Origin of the sequence: Polynucleobacter sp. SHI8 (genome assembly GCF_027944005.1) — a bacterium.
In the GTDB taxonomy this organism is placed as follows: Bacteria; Pseudomonadota; Gammaproteobacteria; order Burkholderiales; family Burkholderiaceae; genus Polynucleobacter.
In genome coordinates, this window is sequence record NZ_AP027204.1 from 875,439 (window position 1) to 891,861 (window position 16,423).

14 protein-coding genes and 3 tRNA genes are annotated in these 16,423 nt (G+C 41.8%); 14 read left to right on the plus strand and 3 right to left on the minus strand.

Going from position 1 to position 16,423, the window contains the following annotated elements; translation table 11 throughout:
- Positions 1 to 9: 9 nt before the first annotated feature.
- Positions 10 to 2,466 (plus strand): DNA internalization-related competence protein ComEC/Rec2, encoded by a 2,457-nt coding sequence (locus QMN06_RS04525; RefSeq protein ID WP_281971347.1) that lies wholly within the window; start codon positions 10 to 12, stop codon positions 2,464 to 2,466.
- Here QMN06_RS04525 and QMN06_RS04530 read toward each other — a convergent pair.
- Complete coding sequence (locus QMN06_RS04530; RefSeq protein ID WP_281971348.1) at positions 2,463 to 3,590, minus strand: LLM class flavin-dependent oxidoreductase; 1,128 nt, start codon at positions 3,588 to 3,590, stop codon at positions 2,463 to 2,465. The two genes, QMN06_RS04525 and QMN06_RS04530, sit on opposite strands and share 4 nt — an antisense overlap.
- Positions 3,591 to 3,637: 47 nt before the next feature.
- Entirely contained in the window at positions 3,638 to 4,618 is a 981-nt protein-coding gene (locus QMN06_RS04535; RefSeq protein ID WP_281971349.1) for a tripartite tricarboxylate transporter substrate binding protein, read from the minus strand.
- 87 nt (positions 4,619 to 4,705) lie between these two features.
- Between QMN06_RS04535 and QMN06_RS04540 the strand changes: the two genes are divergently transcribed.
- The 6 genes from QMN06_RS04540 (at position 4,706) to ftsB (ending at position 11,367) form a co-directional block, all read left to right on the plus strand.
- On the plus strand, positions 4,706 to 5,626 hold the full coding sequence (locus QMN06_RS04540; RefSeq protein ID WP_281971350.1) for a polysaccharide deacetylase family protein: 921 nt from the start codon (positions 4,706 to 4,708) through the stop codon (positions 5,624 to 5,626).
- Between the two features lie 8 nt (positions 5,627 to 5,634).
- Positions 5,635 to 7,020, plus strand: coding sequence for an amidase (locus QMN06_RS04545; RefSeq protein ID WP_281971351.1), 1,386 nt, complete (start codon positions 5,635 to 5,637; stop codon positions 7,018 to 7,020).
- A gap of 73 nt (positions 7,021 to 7,093) precedes the next feature.
- Positions 7,094 to 8,761, plus strand: coding sequence for a CTP synthase (locus QMN06_RS04550; RefSeq protein WP_281971352.1), 1,668 nt, complete (start codon positions 7,094 to 7,096; stop codon positions 8,759 to 8,761).
- On the plus strand, positions 8,758 to 9,621 hold the full coding sequence (kdsA, locus tag QMN06_RS04555) for a 3-deoxy-8-phosphooctulonate synthase (RefSeq protein WP_281971353.1): 864 nt from the start codon (positions 8,758 to 8,760) through the stop codon (positions 9,619 to 9,621). Before QMN06_RS04550 ends, kdsA begins: the two co-directional genes overlap by 4 nt.
- A 27-nt stretch (positions 9,622 to 9,648) precedes the next feature.
- Entirely contained in the window at positions 9,649 to 10,935 is a 1,287-nt protein-coding gene (gene eno, locus QMN06_RS04560) for a phosphopyruvate hydratase (RefSeq protein ID WP_281971354.1), read from the plus strand.
- Positions 10,936 to 11,367: a cell division protein FtsB gene (ftsB, locus tag QMN06_RS04565; RefSeq protein WP_281971355.1), complete on the plus strand. Its 432-nt coding sequence runs from the start codon at positions 10,936 to 10,938 to the stop codon at positions 11,365 to 11,367.
- 3 nt (positions 11,368 to 11,370) lie between these two features.
- Here the strand turns inward: ftsB and QMN06_RS04570 are convergent, their stop codons facing one another.
- The gene (locus tag QMN06_RS04570) at positions 11,371 to 12,372 is read right to left on the minus strand and encodes an Hsp33 family molecular chaperone HslO (RefSeq protein WP_281971356.1); all 1,002 of its coding nucleotides are present in this window, start codon (positions 12,370 to 12,372) and stop codon (positions 11,371 to 11,373) included.
- Positions 12,373 to 12,420: 48 nt separating this feature from the next.
- On the opposite strand from QMN06_RS04570, the gene QMN06_RS04575 reads away from it, so the two are divergent.
- The 7 genes from QMN06_RS04575 (at position 12,421) to QMN06_RS04605 (ending at position 16,317) form a co-directional block, all read left to right on the plus strand.
- Positions 12,421 to 13,656 (plus strand): YbfB/YjiJ family MFS transporter, encoded by a 1,236-nt coding sequence (locus QMN06_RS04575; protein WP_281971357.1) that lies wholly within the window; start codon positions 12,421 to 12,423, stop codon positions 13,654 to 13,656.
- Positions 13,657 to 13,688: 32 nt separating this feature from the next.
- Positions 13,689 to 15,116, plus strand: a complete 1,428-nt coding sequence (gltX, locus tag QMN06_RS04580; RefSeq protein WP_281971358.1) for a glutamate--tRNA ligase — start codon at positions 13,689 to 13,691, stop codon at positions 15,114 to 15,116.
- Between the two features lie 61 nt (positions 15,117 to 15,177).
- On the plus strand, positions 15,178 to 15,474 hold the full coding sequence (locus tag QMN06_RS04585) for a type II toxin-antitoxin system MqsR family toxin (RefSeq protein ID WP_281971359.1): 297 nt from the start codon (positions 15,178 to 15,180) through the stop codon (positions 15,472 to 15,474).
- Position 15,475: 1 nt separating this feature from the next.
- Complete coding sequence (locus QMN06_RS04590) at positions 15,476 to 15,877, plus strand: type II TA system antitoxin MqsA family protein (protein WP_281971360.1); 402 nt, start codon at positions 15,476 to 15,478, stop codon at positions 15,875 to 15,877.
- 127 nt (positions 15,878 to 16,004) lie between these two features.
- A tRNA-Ala gene (locus tag QMN06_RS04595) sits at positions 16,005 to 16,080 on the plus strand.
- 69 nt (positions 16,081 to 16,149) lie between these two features.
- Positions 16,150 to 16,225: transfer RNA gene (locus QMN06_RS04600), tRNA-Glu, on the plus strand.
- A 15-nt stretch (positions 16,226 to 16,240) separates the two neighbouring features.
- Positions 16,241 to 16,317, plus strand: a tRNA-Asp gene (locus QMN06_RS04605).
- The last annotated feature ends 106 nt before the right edge of the window (positions 16,318 to 16,423 follow it).

Below are 16,423 nucleotides of genomic sequence, written 5' to 3' on the forward strand. Positions count from 1 at the left end.
ATTATGCGCATGTTGATCACGGCATGGATTGCCGGGGAGATGTTTTCTTTACTCATTGACTACTCGCATGTTCCATGGGATGTACTCATTCCATTTGGATGCTGTGGATTAGTTTATCTGCTCTATGAAATAAGTAAAGATTTTCAATACAAACTCATTGGCTTATATCTTCTAGGATCAAGCTGTATTGCATGCGCAGGTTTTTTCTGGGTAGAGTATTTGAAAACTGAAAAACCGCAGCAGCAATTAAGTGCTCAATTTGATAATAGACTGACCCTCCTTCAAGGGTATATTGATGAGTTACCTAGAGTCTCAGACAAATCTGTGCAGTTTGGCTTTAAGGTAACGCATTGGGAAGTTCCGTACGCCAAACAAAAACCAGAGAGTGATCAAGATTTCCCAAAGCGTGTTTCCTTACTTTACCCATCAAATGATCTGGTTCAGGTATTAAAACCTGGGCAATATTTGGAGTTAAAGGTCAAATTAAAACAGATCCGTGGGCTCAAAAACCCGTATGGATTTGATGTAGAAGAGTGGATGTATATCCAAAATTATGATGCCCAAGGAATCATTCAAAAAGGTGGCATACGGTTATTAGATGCGACCCCTCACGACTTTAAAATCACCTTTGAAAGTTTACGTTTTCAGATTCGTCAAAAAATTCAGAAATCATTAGGACAAGATTCGCCATACGCTGGAGTGATGAGTGCCTTAGTCATTGGTGATCAACAGATGATTCACCCTGAGGATTGGAAAGTATTTTCAGCAACAGGTATCGGACATCTTATTTCTATTTCGGGTTTGCATGTGACCATGTTGGCTGGCTTTGGGGCATGGTTAAGCCTTTTATTCGTCAAACGAACACGACTGATTTATTGGCAACCAGCACAATATATTGCAAGTTGTATTGGGTTCTTGACCGCATTCATATACACCTGGTTAGCCGGATTTCAGATTCCAGCGCAAAGGACTACTTACATGGTGGGTATCGCTGCATTAGCGCTGTATTTAGGAAGGCGATTACAGCCCATGGATATCTGGTTTTGGGCTTTGTTGATCGTCCTCACTTGTAATCCTTGGGCAGTTTATTCACCGGGTTTTTGGTTATCTTTTGGTGCGGTGCTAGCGATGATCTTTGCATTACCGCATGATCCACAACAAGTAATCGATATTGATGCTTTGTTTCTGGAAAAATTGAAGACATCTTTTAGCGAAGCTGCTCGCGTGCAAGCTGTCGTCACCATTGCATTAATTCCCCTGACGTTGTATTGGTTCTATCAAATCTCCTTGATTTCACCAATTGCCAATGCAATAGCAATACCGGTAGTCAGCTTTTTAGTTACGCCATTTGCCATGTTGGGTGCATTCTTGCCATGGTTTTTGGGAGATGTTTTCTTATGGATTGCCCATACGATATTTTCTGTATTGATGATCTTGATTCGGCCATTAGCGCAATGGGAGTGGGCTTCTATTACAGGTGCTAAACCATCTGGATGGCTTTTACTAATCTCATTCATTGGGGTTGTCATTTGTATTCGACCTGGAGTACTCATTGAATCTTGGAAATCTAGAATACTTGGCTTTGTGATGTGTTTAACTCTTTTCATACCAAAGGAATATCTTCTAGGTGGAATACCTCATGGAGAGCTAGAGATGACCGTATGGGATATTGGGCAGGGTAATGCCGTCCTGATTCAAACAAAGTCCCATCGCTTACTCTTTGATACAGGTCCTATCAGTTTTGGGAAGTTTGATCCAGGAGAAAAAATAATAGTTCCTCATTTAAAAGCTGAGGGTATAAGAAACATTGATCAGTTAGTGATTAGTCATCAAGATGCTGACCATATTGGTGGACTGAAATATCTTTTAGAAAACTTTCCGATTCAACATGTCATGGGATCGATAGCCCCTGATCATCAAGTTCAACAATTATTGAAGAAACACAAAATACTACTTGAGAAATGCCAAGTAGGCCAGTCTTGGCATTGGGACGGAATTGAATTTTATGTTTGGCATCCCCAACTTCAAGAAGATCCGCGTTCTCAATATAAAACTACCAAACCCAATGATATGAGTTGTGTGATTGAAGTGCGGCATACCCATCACTCCATTTGGTTGACCGGTGATGTAGAAAAGAATGCGGAGCGATTGATCGTTGAACGCTTGACGCAGGATCAAAACCAACTACATGCAATCAAAAACAGAAATGTAATTCTCATGGCCCCACATCATGGCAGTAAGACATCGTCGACGCCTATTTTTTTAGAATATTTAGACCCAGAATCTGCATTTTCGCAAACGGGATATAAAAATCGCTATCAGCATCCCCATCCAGATATCCTTGAAAGATATCAAGACGGGAAAATTGATTTACTAGATACAGTGAATACTGGAGCTCAGATTTGGCGTACCGAAGGTGATTGGTTCAGAATCCAAAAGTTCAGAAATGAAACTTCAAAACCTTAATTGTTAGCATCCGCATTAGTGACATACCCAAGACCCATCGCTTCATTGACTCTTGGCATCACTTCATGCGCCATCAGTTCCATTGATCTTCTACCTAAAACTGGGTCGACTAAATCCATTCCAGCATAAACAATTTCACCGAAATTACCGACTTCTTCTTGCATCGCCAAAATCTGATCGACCACTTCATTCACTGTTCCGGAAATGACTAAGTCATCCAAAATACCATCTAGAGTAATCGTGCTGTCGTCTGCTTCTTGGCTTTTCTTAAAAATCACATGACGGTTCGAGAGCTTCATTTTGGTATACATTTGTTTGTAGTAATAGCGGTATGGGCTATTGGCATCATCTTTGCCATAGGATTTTGCAATCGCTGAAGTATCACCAACAAATACCGTACGTGCAACACGCCAGTCTTTGACTTGAGCTACTTCACCAACAGATTCTTTTCCTTCTGAGTAATTTTTCCAGTGAGAAGGCAGCCAGTTTCTAAGAAGAAAGTTGGCTGACATCGGATGGAAATCCCTTTTACCCATAGCGATCACACCTTTTGAAAATGGTGCAACTACGGTACCGACGATTTCTGGACGCGGTTGTTGGTAAGGCTTCATCATGTAACCACGACCAATTTCTAATACTTGAGTATTTTGGACACTCACTTTAAAGCGGTTGTCTGGAAGGTCGATGTTGTAAGGTGGTTCTCCCTCCCAAATTTTTAAAATCACATCGATTGCTTCAGCAAATATCTTGCCGCGATCTTCACATAACATGCCTAACGCTTCAGCATCTGAGGCGAGTGCACCAGGGCTGATACCAAATACAAAACGACCTTTTGCTAAACGATCAAACATTGCCGCTTGAGCCGCGATGAGCGTCGGGTGTGCATGAGATAAATTAGAAGTTCCAGTGCCTAATTTGATGTTTTTCGTTTCAAAAATCAGCGTCGCTAAAAAGATCATGCTATTTGTGACATTTTCTGCTTGATCAGTTAAATGTTCACCAACAAACGCATCATAAAAACCAAGTTGATCGGCATGAATAATGGTTTGACGATCTTCATGTAAAGTTTCTGTGCCATCCCGATGAAGAGGATGGAGTGGCATTGTGAAATATCCGAGACGCATGTTGAACTTTCTTGTTAAGAGGTAATCAGTATTTTAAAGAGAAAAGCCTATTCTGGTTGTATCCCTGCTTCAGGAACAATTTTGGCCCAGCGATCTTTTTCATTGCGCATAAATCGAAGGTACTGTTCACGATTGAGTTTGCCGGGGTCGAGCTCTAAATTATTGACTTTAGCAATAAAAGCTGGATCTTTTAGGGCCGTTTCGAGAGTGTTCGTTAAAGTTTGTAAGACATCTGCCGGAAGTCCAGTTGGAGCGGCAAATCCCAGATAAAAACCAAGTTCATAGCCAGGATAGGTTTCATTAATCGCTGGGATTTGGGGCCATTCTCTAAAACGAGTAGACCCTGTAACCCCAAGAGCCTTGATCTTACCGCCAGCGATTTGAGCTTTTGCTGGTGGATATTCAATAAAAAGAACTTGGGTTTGTCCACCGTAAAAGTCTTGAAGGGCGGTTCCGACAGCCTTATAAGGAATCGGAGTTAATTTAGCGCCAGTTCGCGTTTTAAGCATTTCCACCGTCATCCGCGATGCAGAATTGTAATGACCGTAAAAAAACTTATCCGGAGCTGCTTTAGAAGCCGCAACTAGATCAGCAATTGTATTGAGGGGGGAATCTTTCGGGACGATGGCAACGGAGGCAGCTTGTCCAAAGAGGCCAATATGGTCAAAATCTTTAAAAGGTTCATAGGGTAGTTTTTTATAAAATACCGAATTTGCAGCCATGGTTGTATTAGTGGTAAGCAATAGCGTATGGCCATCAGGCGCAGCATTTTTGACAAACTCAGTACCCACCATGCCATCGGCACCAGGTTTGTTGTCCACAATCACTGTTTGCTTAAGAGCTGCCTCTAGGTATTGAGCAAAAGTACGAGCCATTAAATCAGCCGACCCACCAGGACCAAATGGAACAACAATGACAATATTTTTCTTGGGATAATTTTGGGCGTAGCTAGGGGTATTGGTAAAAGATAGGGTGAGGACCAATGTCAATAAAATGACGGATAGCACACGACTTGCAAGTTGTCTCATACAGATTCCTTAGGAGAAATTTATTTTTAATGAATAAATTCCATTATATTAGGGAAATCCATGACCATAAAATAAATCAAAATAACTATGACAGAACCTAATCAAACATTTTTACAAGAAGAAGCTACTGCAATGAAGCCGCATGAGCGGCTTGACTACAGTCCAATAATTACCCGCCAGCCCATTCAACTGCCTGGCAATGCCAAAGTTGTCGTGTGGCCGGTGGTAAATATTGAAGAGTGGGATATTACTCGCCCCATGCCACGGATGGCCTCCCCTCCTCCTGGAGGAGTTCCGCCTGTTCCCGATGTGCCGAATTGGACTTGGCATGAATATGGTATGCGAGTTGGAATATGGCGTATTTTTGAGGCATTTAAAAAGTACGATATTCAAGCAACCATGTCTCTTAATGCGAAGGTCTGTGAAACAAGGCCACTCGTCCCACAAACGGCCTTAGATCATGGTTGGGAAATCATGGCGCATTGCTATGAACAAATTCCGATTCAAAAAATTGCTGATCAACGTGCGATGATTGCGCAAACCATTGAAGTGATTGAAAAGTTCTCCGGTAACAAACCACAAGGATGGTTAGGTCCCGGCAGAAGTGAAACTTTTGCCACACTCGATTATGTGAAGGAAGCGGGATTTCGGTGGTTTGGTGATTGGGTGTTAGATGACCAGCCACAAATGGTTAAAACCAAGCATGGACCATTAGTCTCGGTTCCCTATACAGTTGAATTAAATGATATTGCGATTATGTTGACGAATTTGCAAGATTCAGATGCATTGTTCATTCGGATGAAAGATTCGATTGAAAGGGTTTTAGAGGAATCATCGCAAGGTGCCAAGATCCTAGCATTTGGAGTGCATCCGTATATCACGGGAGCAACCCACCGCATCAAGTATTTTGAAATGATGCTTGAGTATTTGCGTAAGTTACCAGGAGTTGTATTTTGGAATGGAACGCAAATTTGTGATTGGTATGAATCAACCCAGAAAAACATCTAGTGCGAAGTATGGATATCCATAAGAACTATCCAAAAACCCTAGAAGAAGCACTTACTGTCTTGCAAAGTGGGCAAATCAGTGCTACTCAATTGTTAGAACATGCTTTGGCATTAGTACATCAAAAAGATAGTCAATTGCATGGGCTGATTACGGTTACTAGAGAAGATGCCTTAGCGAAGGCTCACCAAATTGATCAAGCAAGAAGTGCGCAAGATATGTTGGGCGTTTTAGCAGGTATACCGATTGCGCATAAAGATGTTTTCTTTTCAGCTGGTGTAAGAACTACTGCAGGTTCAGGAGTCCTGAGTAACTTTAAACCGGATATCAGCGCCCATATCATACAAATTTTAGATAACGCAGGAGCGATATCCATTGGCAAAACCAATTGCCATGAGTTTGCCTTTGGTTCACCGGCGGAAGATGATTTTTTCCCTGCCGCTCGCAATCCTTGGAACCCCGATCATATGCCGGGAAGCTCTAGCAGTGGATCCGCAACAGCAGTTGCGGCAGGTTACTGTTATGCTGCCACAGCATCGGATACTGGCGGATCAGTACGTCATCCAGCCGCAGCCTGTGGTTTAGTTGGTTTCAAGCCAACCAGAGATCTCATCTCTAAAGAAGGCTTAATTCCCTTAGCGCCAAGTTTAGATACCGTAGGCATTATTACGCGGAATGTACGTGACAACTTGATCATGCTGTGTGCGATTTTAGGTTCAGATTATCAGGCTTTTTTAAATGAATTACGCCCCGAATTGCCTGGCATTCGGATTGGAGTGGATTTTGCTCATTTGGAGAGTCCTGATATTACCGATGAAGTCAGAAAAACGTTTTTAGATTCTCTTGAAATATTGAAAACATTAGGTACAAACATTGTATCGATACGATTGCCTGATTTAAACACGATTGCTCAAGTAGCCAATACCATCATCAACTATGAAGGATGGCAAGAATTAAAAAGCTTTTATGAAGAACAAAAAGAAAGCCTTGGACTAGGATTGCAAAAAAAACTAGACCTATCTAGCAAAGTCAGTCAGATGGATTATCAAGATGCTATTTTGACAGCACAAAGTTATGCTGAGCAGTTAACACAAGCATTTAATCGTCAACAAGAATCCTATATTGACGTGATTGTATCTGTTGGTCGGGAAGCACCAGCGCAAACGATGGCTGATTTATATCAGCATCCCACTGGAGCGAGGAGTACCTGCAATCGGCTGTATAGTTTGACTGGTCATCCTGCCATCACCTTACCTATGGGGTTTAGCGCTCATGGCATGCCTTTGGCCCTACAGATTGCTAGCCAATATCATGACGAATACCTTTTGTATCAAGTGGCACATGCGTTTGAGAATAAAAGAAACGTATTTTCTGGAATAAAAAACATACCATGGTAGTCAACAATCGAGAATTTTTCGTGATTTGAACAAGTCTTGTATATAATTCAGTATTACCAATAGAGCTCATGCGATGACCAAATTTGTCTTCGTTACAGGCGGTGTGGTTTCTTCCCTCGGGAAAGGAATTGCAGCCGCATCCTTGGCTGCGATTCTTGAATCCCGCGGCCTAAAAGTCACCCTCTTAAAATTAGATCCCTATATTAACGTTGATCCTGGCACGATGAGTCCATTTCAGCATGGAGAGGTATTTGTTACAGAAGATGGTGCTGAAACCGACCTAGATCTCGGACATTACGAACGTTTTGTTTCTGCCAAAATGCGTAAAAGCAATAACTTTACGACAGGTCAAATTTATGACTCGGTGATTCGAAAAGAGCGCCGCGGTGAATATTTAGGTAAAACCGTTCAGGTGATTCCGCATATTACCAATGAAATCCAGGCATTTATTGAACGTGGTGCAGCAGATAGTCATCACGGTCAAGCTGATGTTGCGATTTGTGAAATTGGTGGCACCGTGGGTGATATTGAATCTTTGCCGTTCTTGGAAGCCGCTAGACAGATGAATCTTCGTAAAGACCGTGGTGATACCGCGTTTATTCATTTGACCTTAGTGCCCTATATTGCTAGTGCGGGTGAGTTAAAAACCAAACCAACCCAACACTCGGTTCAAAAATTGCGGGAAATCGGTATTATTCCAACCGCGTTGTTATGTCGTGCTGATCGACCGATTCCCGATGAAGAAAGAGCAAAAATATCTCTTTTTGCCAATGTGCGCGAAGAAGCGGTCATTTCGGTATGGGATGTGGATACGATTTATAAGATTCCACAAATGCTTCAAGAGCAAGGTTTAGATGACATCATTTGTAAAGAGCTCCATTTAAATCCTCCTCCGGCTGATTTATCTGTTTGGAGTAATTTGGTGGCGCGGATGGAGCATCCAAAACATCACATCACCATTGGTATGGTCGGTAAGTATGTGGATTTAACTGAGTCATATAAGTCATTAATTGAAGCCTTAAGACATGCCGGAATCCATCATCAGACGCAAGTCGACATCAATTATTTAGATTCTGAGGTCATTGAAGAAGAGGGCGTTGATTGCCTAGCGGGCTTGGATGCGATTTTAGTTCCGGGTGGATTTGGCAAGCGTGGAACTGAAGGTAAGATTTTGGCGATTGAATATGCACGAGTGAATAAAATTCCTTATTTAGGCATTTGTCTAGGTATGCAACTCGCTGTGATCGAATTCGCTAGACATGTTGTGGGTCTCAAAAATGCTAACAGCACCGAGTTTGATGAACAAGTAGAACATCCTGTAGTTGCTCTTATTACGGAATGGAAGAATCGTGATGGCACATTAGAGACAAGAACGGATGATTCAGATTTGGGTGGCACGATGCGACTCGGTTCACAAAAATGTCCGGTCAAGCATGGAACGATGGCTGCAGATATTTATGGTCCAGAAGTGAATGAACGTCATCGCCACCGTTATGAAGTCAATAATGGCTATGTCAATCAGTTAGAGGCTGCTGGAATGGTGATTTCCGCAAGAACACCAGCCGAAGAATTGCCTGAGATGATGGAACTTCCACAAGCAATGCATCCCTGGTTTTTTGGTGTGCAATTTCACCCAGAATTTACTTCAACCCCACGTGATGGCCATCCCTTGTTTAATGCTTTTGTTGGAGCTGCATTGATGCATTCAGGTGTCACCGTTTCTGAAAAGGAAACAGCATGAAACTTTGTGGATTTCCAGTTGGATTAGATCACCCCTTTTTTTTAATTGCCGGACCTTGTGTGATTGAATCTGAGCAGATGGCACTTGATACCGCAGGTGCTTTAAAAGAAATCACAACTAGCCTCAATATTCCATTTATTTATAAATCATCCTTTGATAAAGCCAACCGTTCATCAGGCACTTCTTATCGTGGCTTGGGGATGGAAAAAGGTTTAGAGATTTTGGCAACAGTCAAAAAACAATTAGGCGTGCATGTGTTGACGGATATTCATGCCATTGATGAGATTAAACCCGTTTGTGAAGTCGTGGACGTCATTCAAACGCCTGCATTTTTATGTCGTCAAACGGACTTTATTCATGCGTGTGCCCAGAGTGGTAAACCGGTCAATATTAAAAAAGGTCAGTTTTTAGCTCCTGGCGATATGATCAATGTGATTAATAAAGCCAGAGCCGCAGCAAAAGAAGCTGGCCTTGATGAAGATAATTTTATGGCTTGTGAGCGTGGCGTAAGCTTTGGATATAACAATTTAGTTTCCGATATGAGAAGTTTGGCGATTATGCGTCAAACCCAGGCCCCTGTGGTTTTTGATGCCACGCATTCCGTGCAGCTCCCTGGTGGGCAGGGCACAAGTAGTGGTGGTCAGCGTGAATTTGTGCCGGTTCTTGCAAGAGCTGCGATTGCAGTTGGAATTAGTGGTATTTTTATGGAAACCCATCCAGACCCAGCCAATGCCATGTCGGACGGCCCGAATGCTGTGCCCCTGCATAAAATGAAAGAATTACTTGAGTCTTTAAAAGGGATTGATCAACTCGTCAAAGCGCCTGGTCAATTTTCAGAAGATCATTTTGAATTAAATTAAACTTAATTATTATTTTGAGAGAAACACATGAGTGCAATTGTTGACATTATTGGCCGTGAAATTTTAGACTCCCGTGGCAACCCTACCGTGGAGTGTGACGTATTGTTAGAGTCTGGAGTGATGGGGCGAGCAGCAGTTCCGTCTGGTGCATCGACGGGTTCAAGAGAAGCGATTGAGTTGCGTGATGGTGAGCCAGGTAGATATGTTGGTAAAGGTGTTAGACGTGCAGTAGACAATATCAATACCGAAATCGCTGAATCCATCATGGGTTTAGATGCTTCTGAGCAAGCCTTTTTAGACCGTACCTTGATTGATTTGGATGGCACTGACAATAAAGCTCGTTTAGGTGCGAATGCGACATTGGCTGTTTCTATGGCAGTGGCAAGAGCTGCTGCAGAAGAAGCCGGACTGCCACTATATCGTTACTTTGGTGGATCGGGTGCTATGCAGTTACCAGTCCCTATGATGAATATTGTGAACGGTGGTGCGCATGCCAATAATAGTTTAGATATTCAAGAATTCATGATCATGCCAGTAAGCATGACTAGTTTTAGAGAAGCATTGCGCTGTGGTGCAGAAGTGTTTCATGCGCTCAAGAAAATTATTAATGATCAAAACATGCCAACCCAAGTTGGTGATGAAGGTGGCTTTGCGCCGAACTTCAAAAGTAATGAAGAGTGTTTAAATACAATTTTGCAAGCCATCGAAAAAGCAGGATATCGTCCAGGTGAGGATGTTCTTCTCGCCCTTGACTGTGCTGCAAGTGAGTTCTATAAAGACGGTAAATATCATTTAGCTGGAGAAGGCTTGCAATTAACTTCTAGTGAATTTACGGACTACCTTGGTAACTTAGCTGACAAGTTCCCGATTGTTTCGATTGAAGATGGTATGCATGAAGGTGACTGGGATGGTTGGGCTACTCTGACACAACGTTTAGGCAATAAGATTCAATTGGTAGGTGATGATTTATTTGTAACCAATACGAAAATTTTAAAAGAGGGAATTCAAAAAGGAATTGCGAATTCGATCTTGATTAAGATTAATCAAATTGGCACACTCACAGAAACTTTTGCTGCGATTGAAATGGCCAAGCGTGCCAATTACACCAGTGTAATTAGTCATCGCTCTGGTGAAACTGAAGACACGACGATTGCGGATATTGCTGTTGGTCTTAATGCTGGTCAAATCAAAACGGGTTCATTATCTCGTTCTGATCGGATTGCTAAATACAATCAACTGCTTCGTATTGAAGAAGATTTAGGTGATGTTGCTTCTTATCCAGGTAAATCCACTTTTTATAATTTAGGGTATTAATTGCGTTATATCGTTTATGGCCTTTTAGGATTACTCATTGCGATCCAATACCCATTGTGGATTGGTAAAGGTGGATGGTTGCATGTCTATCAAATGGATAAAGAAGTTCAGGCACAACAAGCGAAAAATAATCAATTAGAAAATCGTAATAATAAATTAGCTGGTGATGTAAATGACTTGCGTCAAGGGACACGCGCAGTAGAAGAGCGTGCCAGAATCGAGCATGGCATGGTGAAAGAAAATGAAACCATGGTGCAAATCGTGCAAAGTGATGAAGAGTTACCAAAAGCCGTAACAAAGCCAAAGGCTGAAAAGAAAGAAGAAGCAACTAAAGATACAAGCGCTTCAAAAGAAACTAAAGTCAGCAAAGCAAAACCAGCACCAAACTCGAGCAAAGAGAAAGAAGCGCCTACCGAAAAAGTAGCGCAATAAGAATTAGTGTTTGCCTTGAGCGGGGCGTATACCATCAAGTAAATTCTGAGCCTTAAATAGTTGCTCACAATCGACAGGATCAAACAGATAGACCTCCCCACAAAAATCGCAGGTCGTCTCTACTTGATGTTGTTCTTCCAAAATACTCAGCACCTCAGCATGACCTAGCATGAGGAGCATATTGCCTACACGCGTTCTGGAACATTGGCATTCAAAATAGACAGGACGTGGTTCAAATGCCATGACCTTTTGATCATTCGCTTCAACTGAAAACAGGCGTTGCATCAAAATATCTGGAGGAGTGTTTAACATTTCTTCATCAGAGACGGTGTTGACGAGCAGATGAAATCGATGCCAGTCGTCTAATAACTCCTCTTGCGAGATATTTTCTAACACCTTGCCACCCATTTGCGGCAGTTTCTGAATCAAAATACCGCTTGCGTATTGATCATTGCACGATAGGGAGATATGCGTCTCTAATTGTTCCGAATGATGCATATAAGCCATCATAGCCTGAGCAATGGATTCAACGGGTTTGCCTTGATACATCAGGGGCACAATCCCTTGGTACGCTTGTTGACCTTCACCCCGATTGGATGGATCAAGCGTAATCGCTAGTTTGCCAAGCCCATCTGGATTAATCAACTCAGCCAATGATATTTGATCATCGATGAGAGAGCCATCGATGTTGGGCGCTAATTTAATCGTTGCTCGTAAACCCAAGTTTGCATTGCATTCGACGACGAGCAGGCGCACAATTCCAGTGCCTTGCGCTTGAATAATCAGTGTGCCATCAAATTTTAAAGTGGCACTCAGTAAAGCACCAGCTGCCACCATCTCACCAAGATGGCGTTTAATGGCTGGTGGGTAGCTTCTTCGTTGTTGAATCGTTTGCCAAGCAGAATTCAAGCGAACAATCTCTCCCCGTACTTGACTCTTTTCGAATAAAAAAGTCTGTAGCACATCAAATTCTGGCGTAGATGGGGAATTTGGGGAGTTGCTCATGAATAAAATAGGCAGAATATTGAGAATAATTTGTTATTGTATTGGTTAATGCACAATTCTATTAAATTTCAGCAACAATATCCCATTTGGTGTGCAATTGCACTAGCTTTAGGGGCGGCAATCGCCTTGGGTATCTCGCGCTTTTCCTACACTTTATTTTTACCTCTCATGCGGGAAGATTTGAACTGGAGTTATTTCATCTCCGGGAACATGAATACAGCTAATGCCATCGGTTATTTAGTTGGAGCACTTACCTGTAATTGGGCATTCGAGCGGATGGCATTAAATAAGGTGTTTTTATGGAGTACCTTTGCGACCATCTGCTTGATTATGTTGATGGGTTTTTTTACAGACATCGCCCCTTTATTCGCTATCCGTTTTTTGGTGGGCGCGACGAGTACTTGGGTATTTGTTGGTGGTGGGGCGTTAGCCGCTAAAGTAAGTGCATTGCATCCCAAGCGTTCTGGTTGGATCTTAGGTATTTATTATGGTGGAGTTGGTTTTGGGATTGTTCTCTCCAGTATTTTTGTTCATCCGATGGAGTCTTGGGCAAGTAGTTTAGGGTATGAACATGCTTGGCAATACGCTTGGTGGGGTTTAGCTATTATTTCATTGGTCATGGGAATGCTCATATATAGCCCAGTGCAATCCATGAAGTATCCCATTGCAGTTACGCATCTAAATGAACGTATTTCCTTAAAAAAAATGTTGCCAATGAATGCGGGTTACTTTTTATATGGCTTGGGTTATATCGGATACATGACCTTTTCGGTAGCGCTCGTTCGAGAAATCGGCATTACTGGAAGTAAGTTAGATTATTTTTATGGCTTACTCGGCATTTTTATTATGTTTTCCTCCAAGATTTGGTCTATTCAATTAGATCAAAAAAAAGATGGTGCAGTTCTTGGCAAAGTAAATCTTGTTTTAGCTATTGCTTGTTTTATTCCTGCCGTTATTGCTTTAACAGGTGATCCATCTCAAGTACGGATGTGGCAGATTATTCTTATATTTTTGTCTGCGATGATGTTTGGCTCTAGTATTGTTACAGCAGTCGCTTCAACAACGGCTTTTGTTAAACACAATTTGCCAGCTGAAGATTGGCTCTACGGAATTCGTATTTTTACGATTGCCTTTGCTATTGGACAGATTATTGGACCAGTGATGGTGGGGTATTTATCTGATCTAACAGGTAGTTTGGGCGTGGGGCTATTATTTTCTGGAACCATATTACTCATTGGTAGTTACATCAGCTTTCAACAAAAATCTCTGATTCAGGAGCGTTGAGCAACACCTATAAGCATGGGATAATAGATGCTATGGAAAATTCAAGCACACGTATACGTACCCGATTCGCGCCTAGCCCCACAGGTTTTATTCACCTTGGTAATTTAAGAAGTGCCCTGTATCCTTGGGCATTTGCAAGAGCCAAGGGCGGTGATTTTATTTTACGGATTGAAGATACCGATCAAGAGCGTTCAACCCAAGAAGCGGTCGATGTCATTATCGAGGGTTTGCAGTGGTTAGGACTTGATATTGACGAAGGCCCCTTTTATCAAATGCAACGCTTGGATCGTTATCAAGCAACGCTGAAGCAAATGATTGATGCTGGACTTGCTTATTATTGTTATATGAGTGAAGAGGAGTTGAATGCTCTACGTGATGCGCAAATCGCCAATAAAGAAAAGCCACGCTACAACGGCACTTGGCGACCAGAACTTGGTAAGCAATTACCACCAATTCCACAAGGGGTAAAACCTGTTGTGAGATTTAAAAACCCGATCGATGGCAATGTTGTTTGGAAAGATGCGGTCAAGGGTGTGATTTCGATTTCGAATGAAGAGTTAGATGACCTAGTGATCGCAAGACCCGATGGTACCCCGACCTATAACTTTTGTGTAGTGGTTGATGACTTAGATATGAAGATCACCCATGTGATACGAGGGGATGATCATATCAATAATACCCCTAGACAAATTAATATCATTCATGCGCTAGGAGGGCAGTTGCCAGTGTATGGACATTTACCGACTGTGCTCAATGAGCAAGGCGAGAAGATGAGTAAGCGCAATGGCGCTATGAGTGTTCGGGATTATCAAGAAGCAGGGTATTTGCCAGAAGCGATTCTCAATTATTTAGCTCGTTTAGGCTGGTCGCATGGCGATGCAGAAATCTTCACAAAAGAGCAGTTTATTGGCTGGTTTGATTTAGATAGTTTAGGGAAGTCTCCTGCACAATTTAGTCCTGAGAAGTTGGTCTTTTTGAATCATCACTACATCCAACATGCCGATAGCCAAGATTTAGCAATAAGAACGATTCCGTTTGCAAAAAAAGAGGGTATTGTTTTTGATGGTGAGCAAGTCAAGGGTGGACCTGATTTTGTGGCAGTGGTGGATTTGCTCAAAGCACGTGCCAATACCTTAATTGAAATCGCTCAAGGTGCAAAGCTCTTCTATATAGATACTCCAGTACATGATAAGAACTCAGAAGAGTTTGGAAAAATGGTTCAACCAGCTATTTATCCAGCGATTCATGATTTTGTTGAGCAATTGCAGACAAGTGATGGCACCAAAGAAGCGATTGCTGCAGCCATGAAAGCCACGCTGACCAAGCATGCGATCAAAATGCCAGCTTTAGCCATGCCCATCCGATACCTGATGTTTGCAACCACGCAAACCCCAGCAATTGATGCAATGATGGCCATTATCGGCAAAGAAGAAGTCGTTAAGAGACTTTCTATCGTCTAATTAATTCCCTAGTAATGGTAGGACTAATTGTGTATACTAACCTAGTAGGTTATTATTGCCCATGGAAAAATCAACACCACACTGTAAGTTAATTATTGTTAAAAGATTGTTAGTACAGAAAAAAGTCATGATTTCAAATGTGGCTTATGAAGGAGCTGCTAGGTTGGGTTTGGATAAGTCGGACATCATAAAAATTGTTAGTGAATTAACGCCAAAGCAATTCTATAAAAGTATGACTACCTATAAGGACCATAAAATTTGGCAAGATGTTTATAGAACGAAATTTGATGAGATAAATATTTATTTAAAAATTACAGTTATTGAGCAAGTTGCTGTCGTATCCTTTAAGGAGTTATAAGATGAAATGTCCCAGTTGTGGTGGAGCACAATTAATCACTGATACCAGAGATTACCCCTATCAATACAAAAACCAAACCATCATCTTTAAAAAAATTAAAGGGGATTATTGCGATTCATGCGGTGAGGTTTACTTTAACGATATTGACGGTCAAAAATTTAACGCAAAATTATTGAAATTTAATAAAAAAGTGAATGAAAGTTTGTTTGACCCTAGTTTGATATCTAGAGTGCGAAAAAAATTGAATTTAGATCAAAAAGAAGCTGGAAAAATATTTGGAGGGGGCGTCAACGCATTTTCTAGATATGAAAACGGCAAATCAAAACCACCCATCGCCTTGATTAAGCTATTTTTTATCTTGGATCAATACCCAGAACTTTTAGAATTAATTAACTGTGTATAAGCTTTTAAAGTTTGGAGTAGGGGAATACTTGCCAATGTTTAGAAAAATAGGCTAAAATACTAGATTGTTTTGATTGCTAATAAAACGATCGTTTTTAAGTAGTGCCAGATTTAGAGCTAATACGATCGGGGCTATAGCTCAGCTGGGAGAGCGCTTGCATGGCATGCAAGAGGTCAGCGGTTCGATCCCGCTTAGCTCCACCAAAAAGTGATTAAAAAATTGTTTTAAGTTTGTTCAGGTGACAGTGAATAAATAGTTTTCCGTAGTGCTAGGTCCCCATCGTCTAGAGGCCTAGGACATCACCCTTTCACGGTGAGTACGGGGGTTCGAATCCCCCTGGGGACGCCATAAAAGGCAAAAGAAGGAGCGGTAGTTCAGTTGGTTAGAATATCGGCCTGTCACGCCGAGGGTCGCGGGTTCGAGTCCCGTCCGCTCCGCCAACATTCTTACAGATAAAGCCCTAGCGGGCTATTTTTATTTATACATACCATTAAACATACCAAAGAGATTTGACTCCTGACCAAACAAGCACGAAATTCTAATTGT

What these genes read in the sequence shown, in the direction of transcription:
- QMN06_RS04530 (WP_281971348.1), bottom strand. Translation starts at nt 3,590, where the DNA reads ATGCGTCTCGGATATTTCACAATGCCACTCCATCCTCTTCATCGGGAT.
- QMN06_RS04570 (WP_281971356.1), bottom strand. Translation starts at nt 12,372, where the DNA reads ATGAGCAACTCCCCAAATTCCCCATCTACGCCAGAATTTGATGTGCTA.
- QMN06_RS04590 (WP_281971360.1), top strand. Translation starts at nt 15,476, where the DNA reads ATGAAATGTCCCAGTTGTGGTGGAGCACAATTAATCACTGATACCAGA.
- QMN06_RS04535 (WP_281971349.1), bottom strand. Translation starts at nt 4,618, where the DNA reads ATGAGACAACTTGCAAGTCGTGTGCTATCCGTCATTTTATTGACATTG.
- QMN06_RS04525 (WP_281971347.1), top strand. Translation starts at nt 10, where the DNA reads ATGTTGATCACGGCATGGATTGCCGGGGAGATGTTTTCTTTACTCATT.
- gltX (WP_281971358.1), top strand. Translation starts at nt 13,689, where the DNA reads ATGGAAAATTCAAGCACACGTATACGTACCCGATTCGCGCCTAGCCCC.
- QMN06_RS04550 (WP_281971352.1), top strand. Translation starts at nt 7,094, where the DNA reads ATGACCAAATTTGTCTTCGTTACAGGCGGTGTGGTTTCTTCCCTCGGG.
- QMN06_RS04575 (WP_281971357.1), top strand. Translation starts at nt 12,421, where the DNA reads ATGCACAATTCTATTAAATTTCAGCAACAATATCCCATTTGGTGTGCA.
- QMN06_RS04540 (WP_281971350.1), top strand. Translation starts at nt 4,706, where the DNA reads ATGACAGAACCTAATCAAACATTTTTACAAGAAGAAGCTACTGCAATG.
- QMN06_RS04545 (WP_281971351.1), top strand. Translation starts at nt 5,635, where the DNA reads ATGGATATCCATAAGAACTATCCAAAAACCCTAGAAGAAGCACTTACT.
- eno (WP_281971354.1), top strand. Translation starts at nt 9,649, where the DNA reads ATGAGTGCAATTGTTGACATTATTGGCCGTGAAATTTTAGACTCCCGT.
- QMN06_RS04585 (WP_281971359.1), top strand. Translation starts at nt 15,178, where the DNA reads ATGGAAAAATCAACACCACACTGTAAGTTAATTATTGTTAAAAGATTG.
- kdsA (WP_281971353.1), top strand. Translation starts at nt 8,758, where the DNA reads ATGAAACTTTGTGGATTTCCAGTTGGATTAGATCACCCCTTTTTTTTA.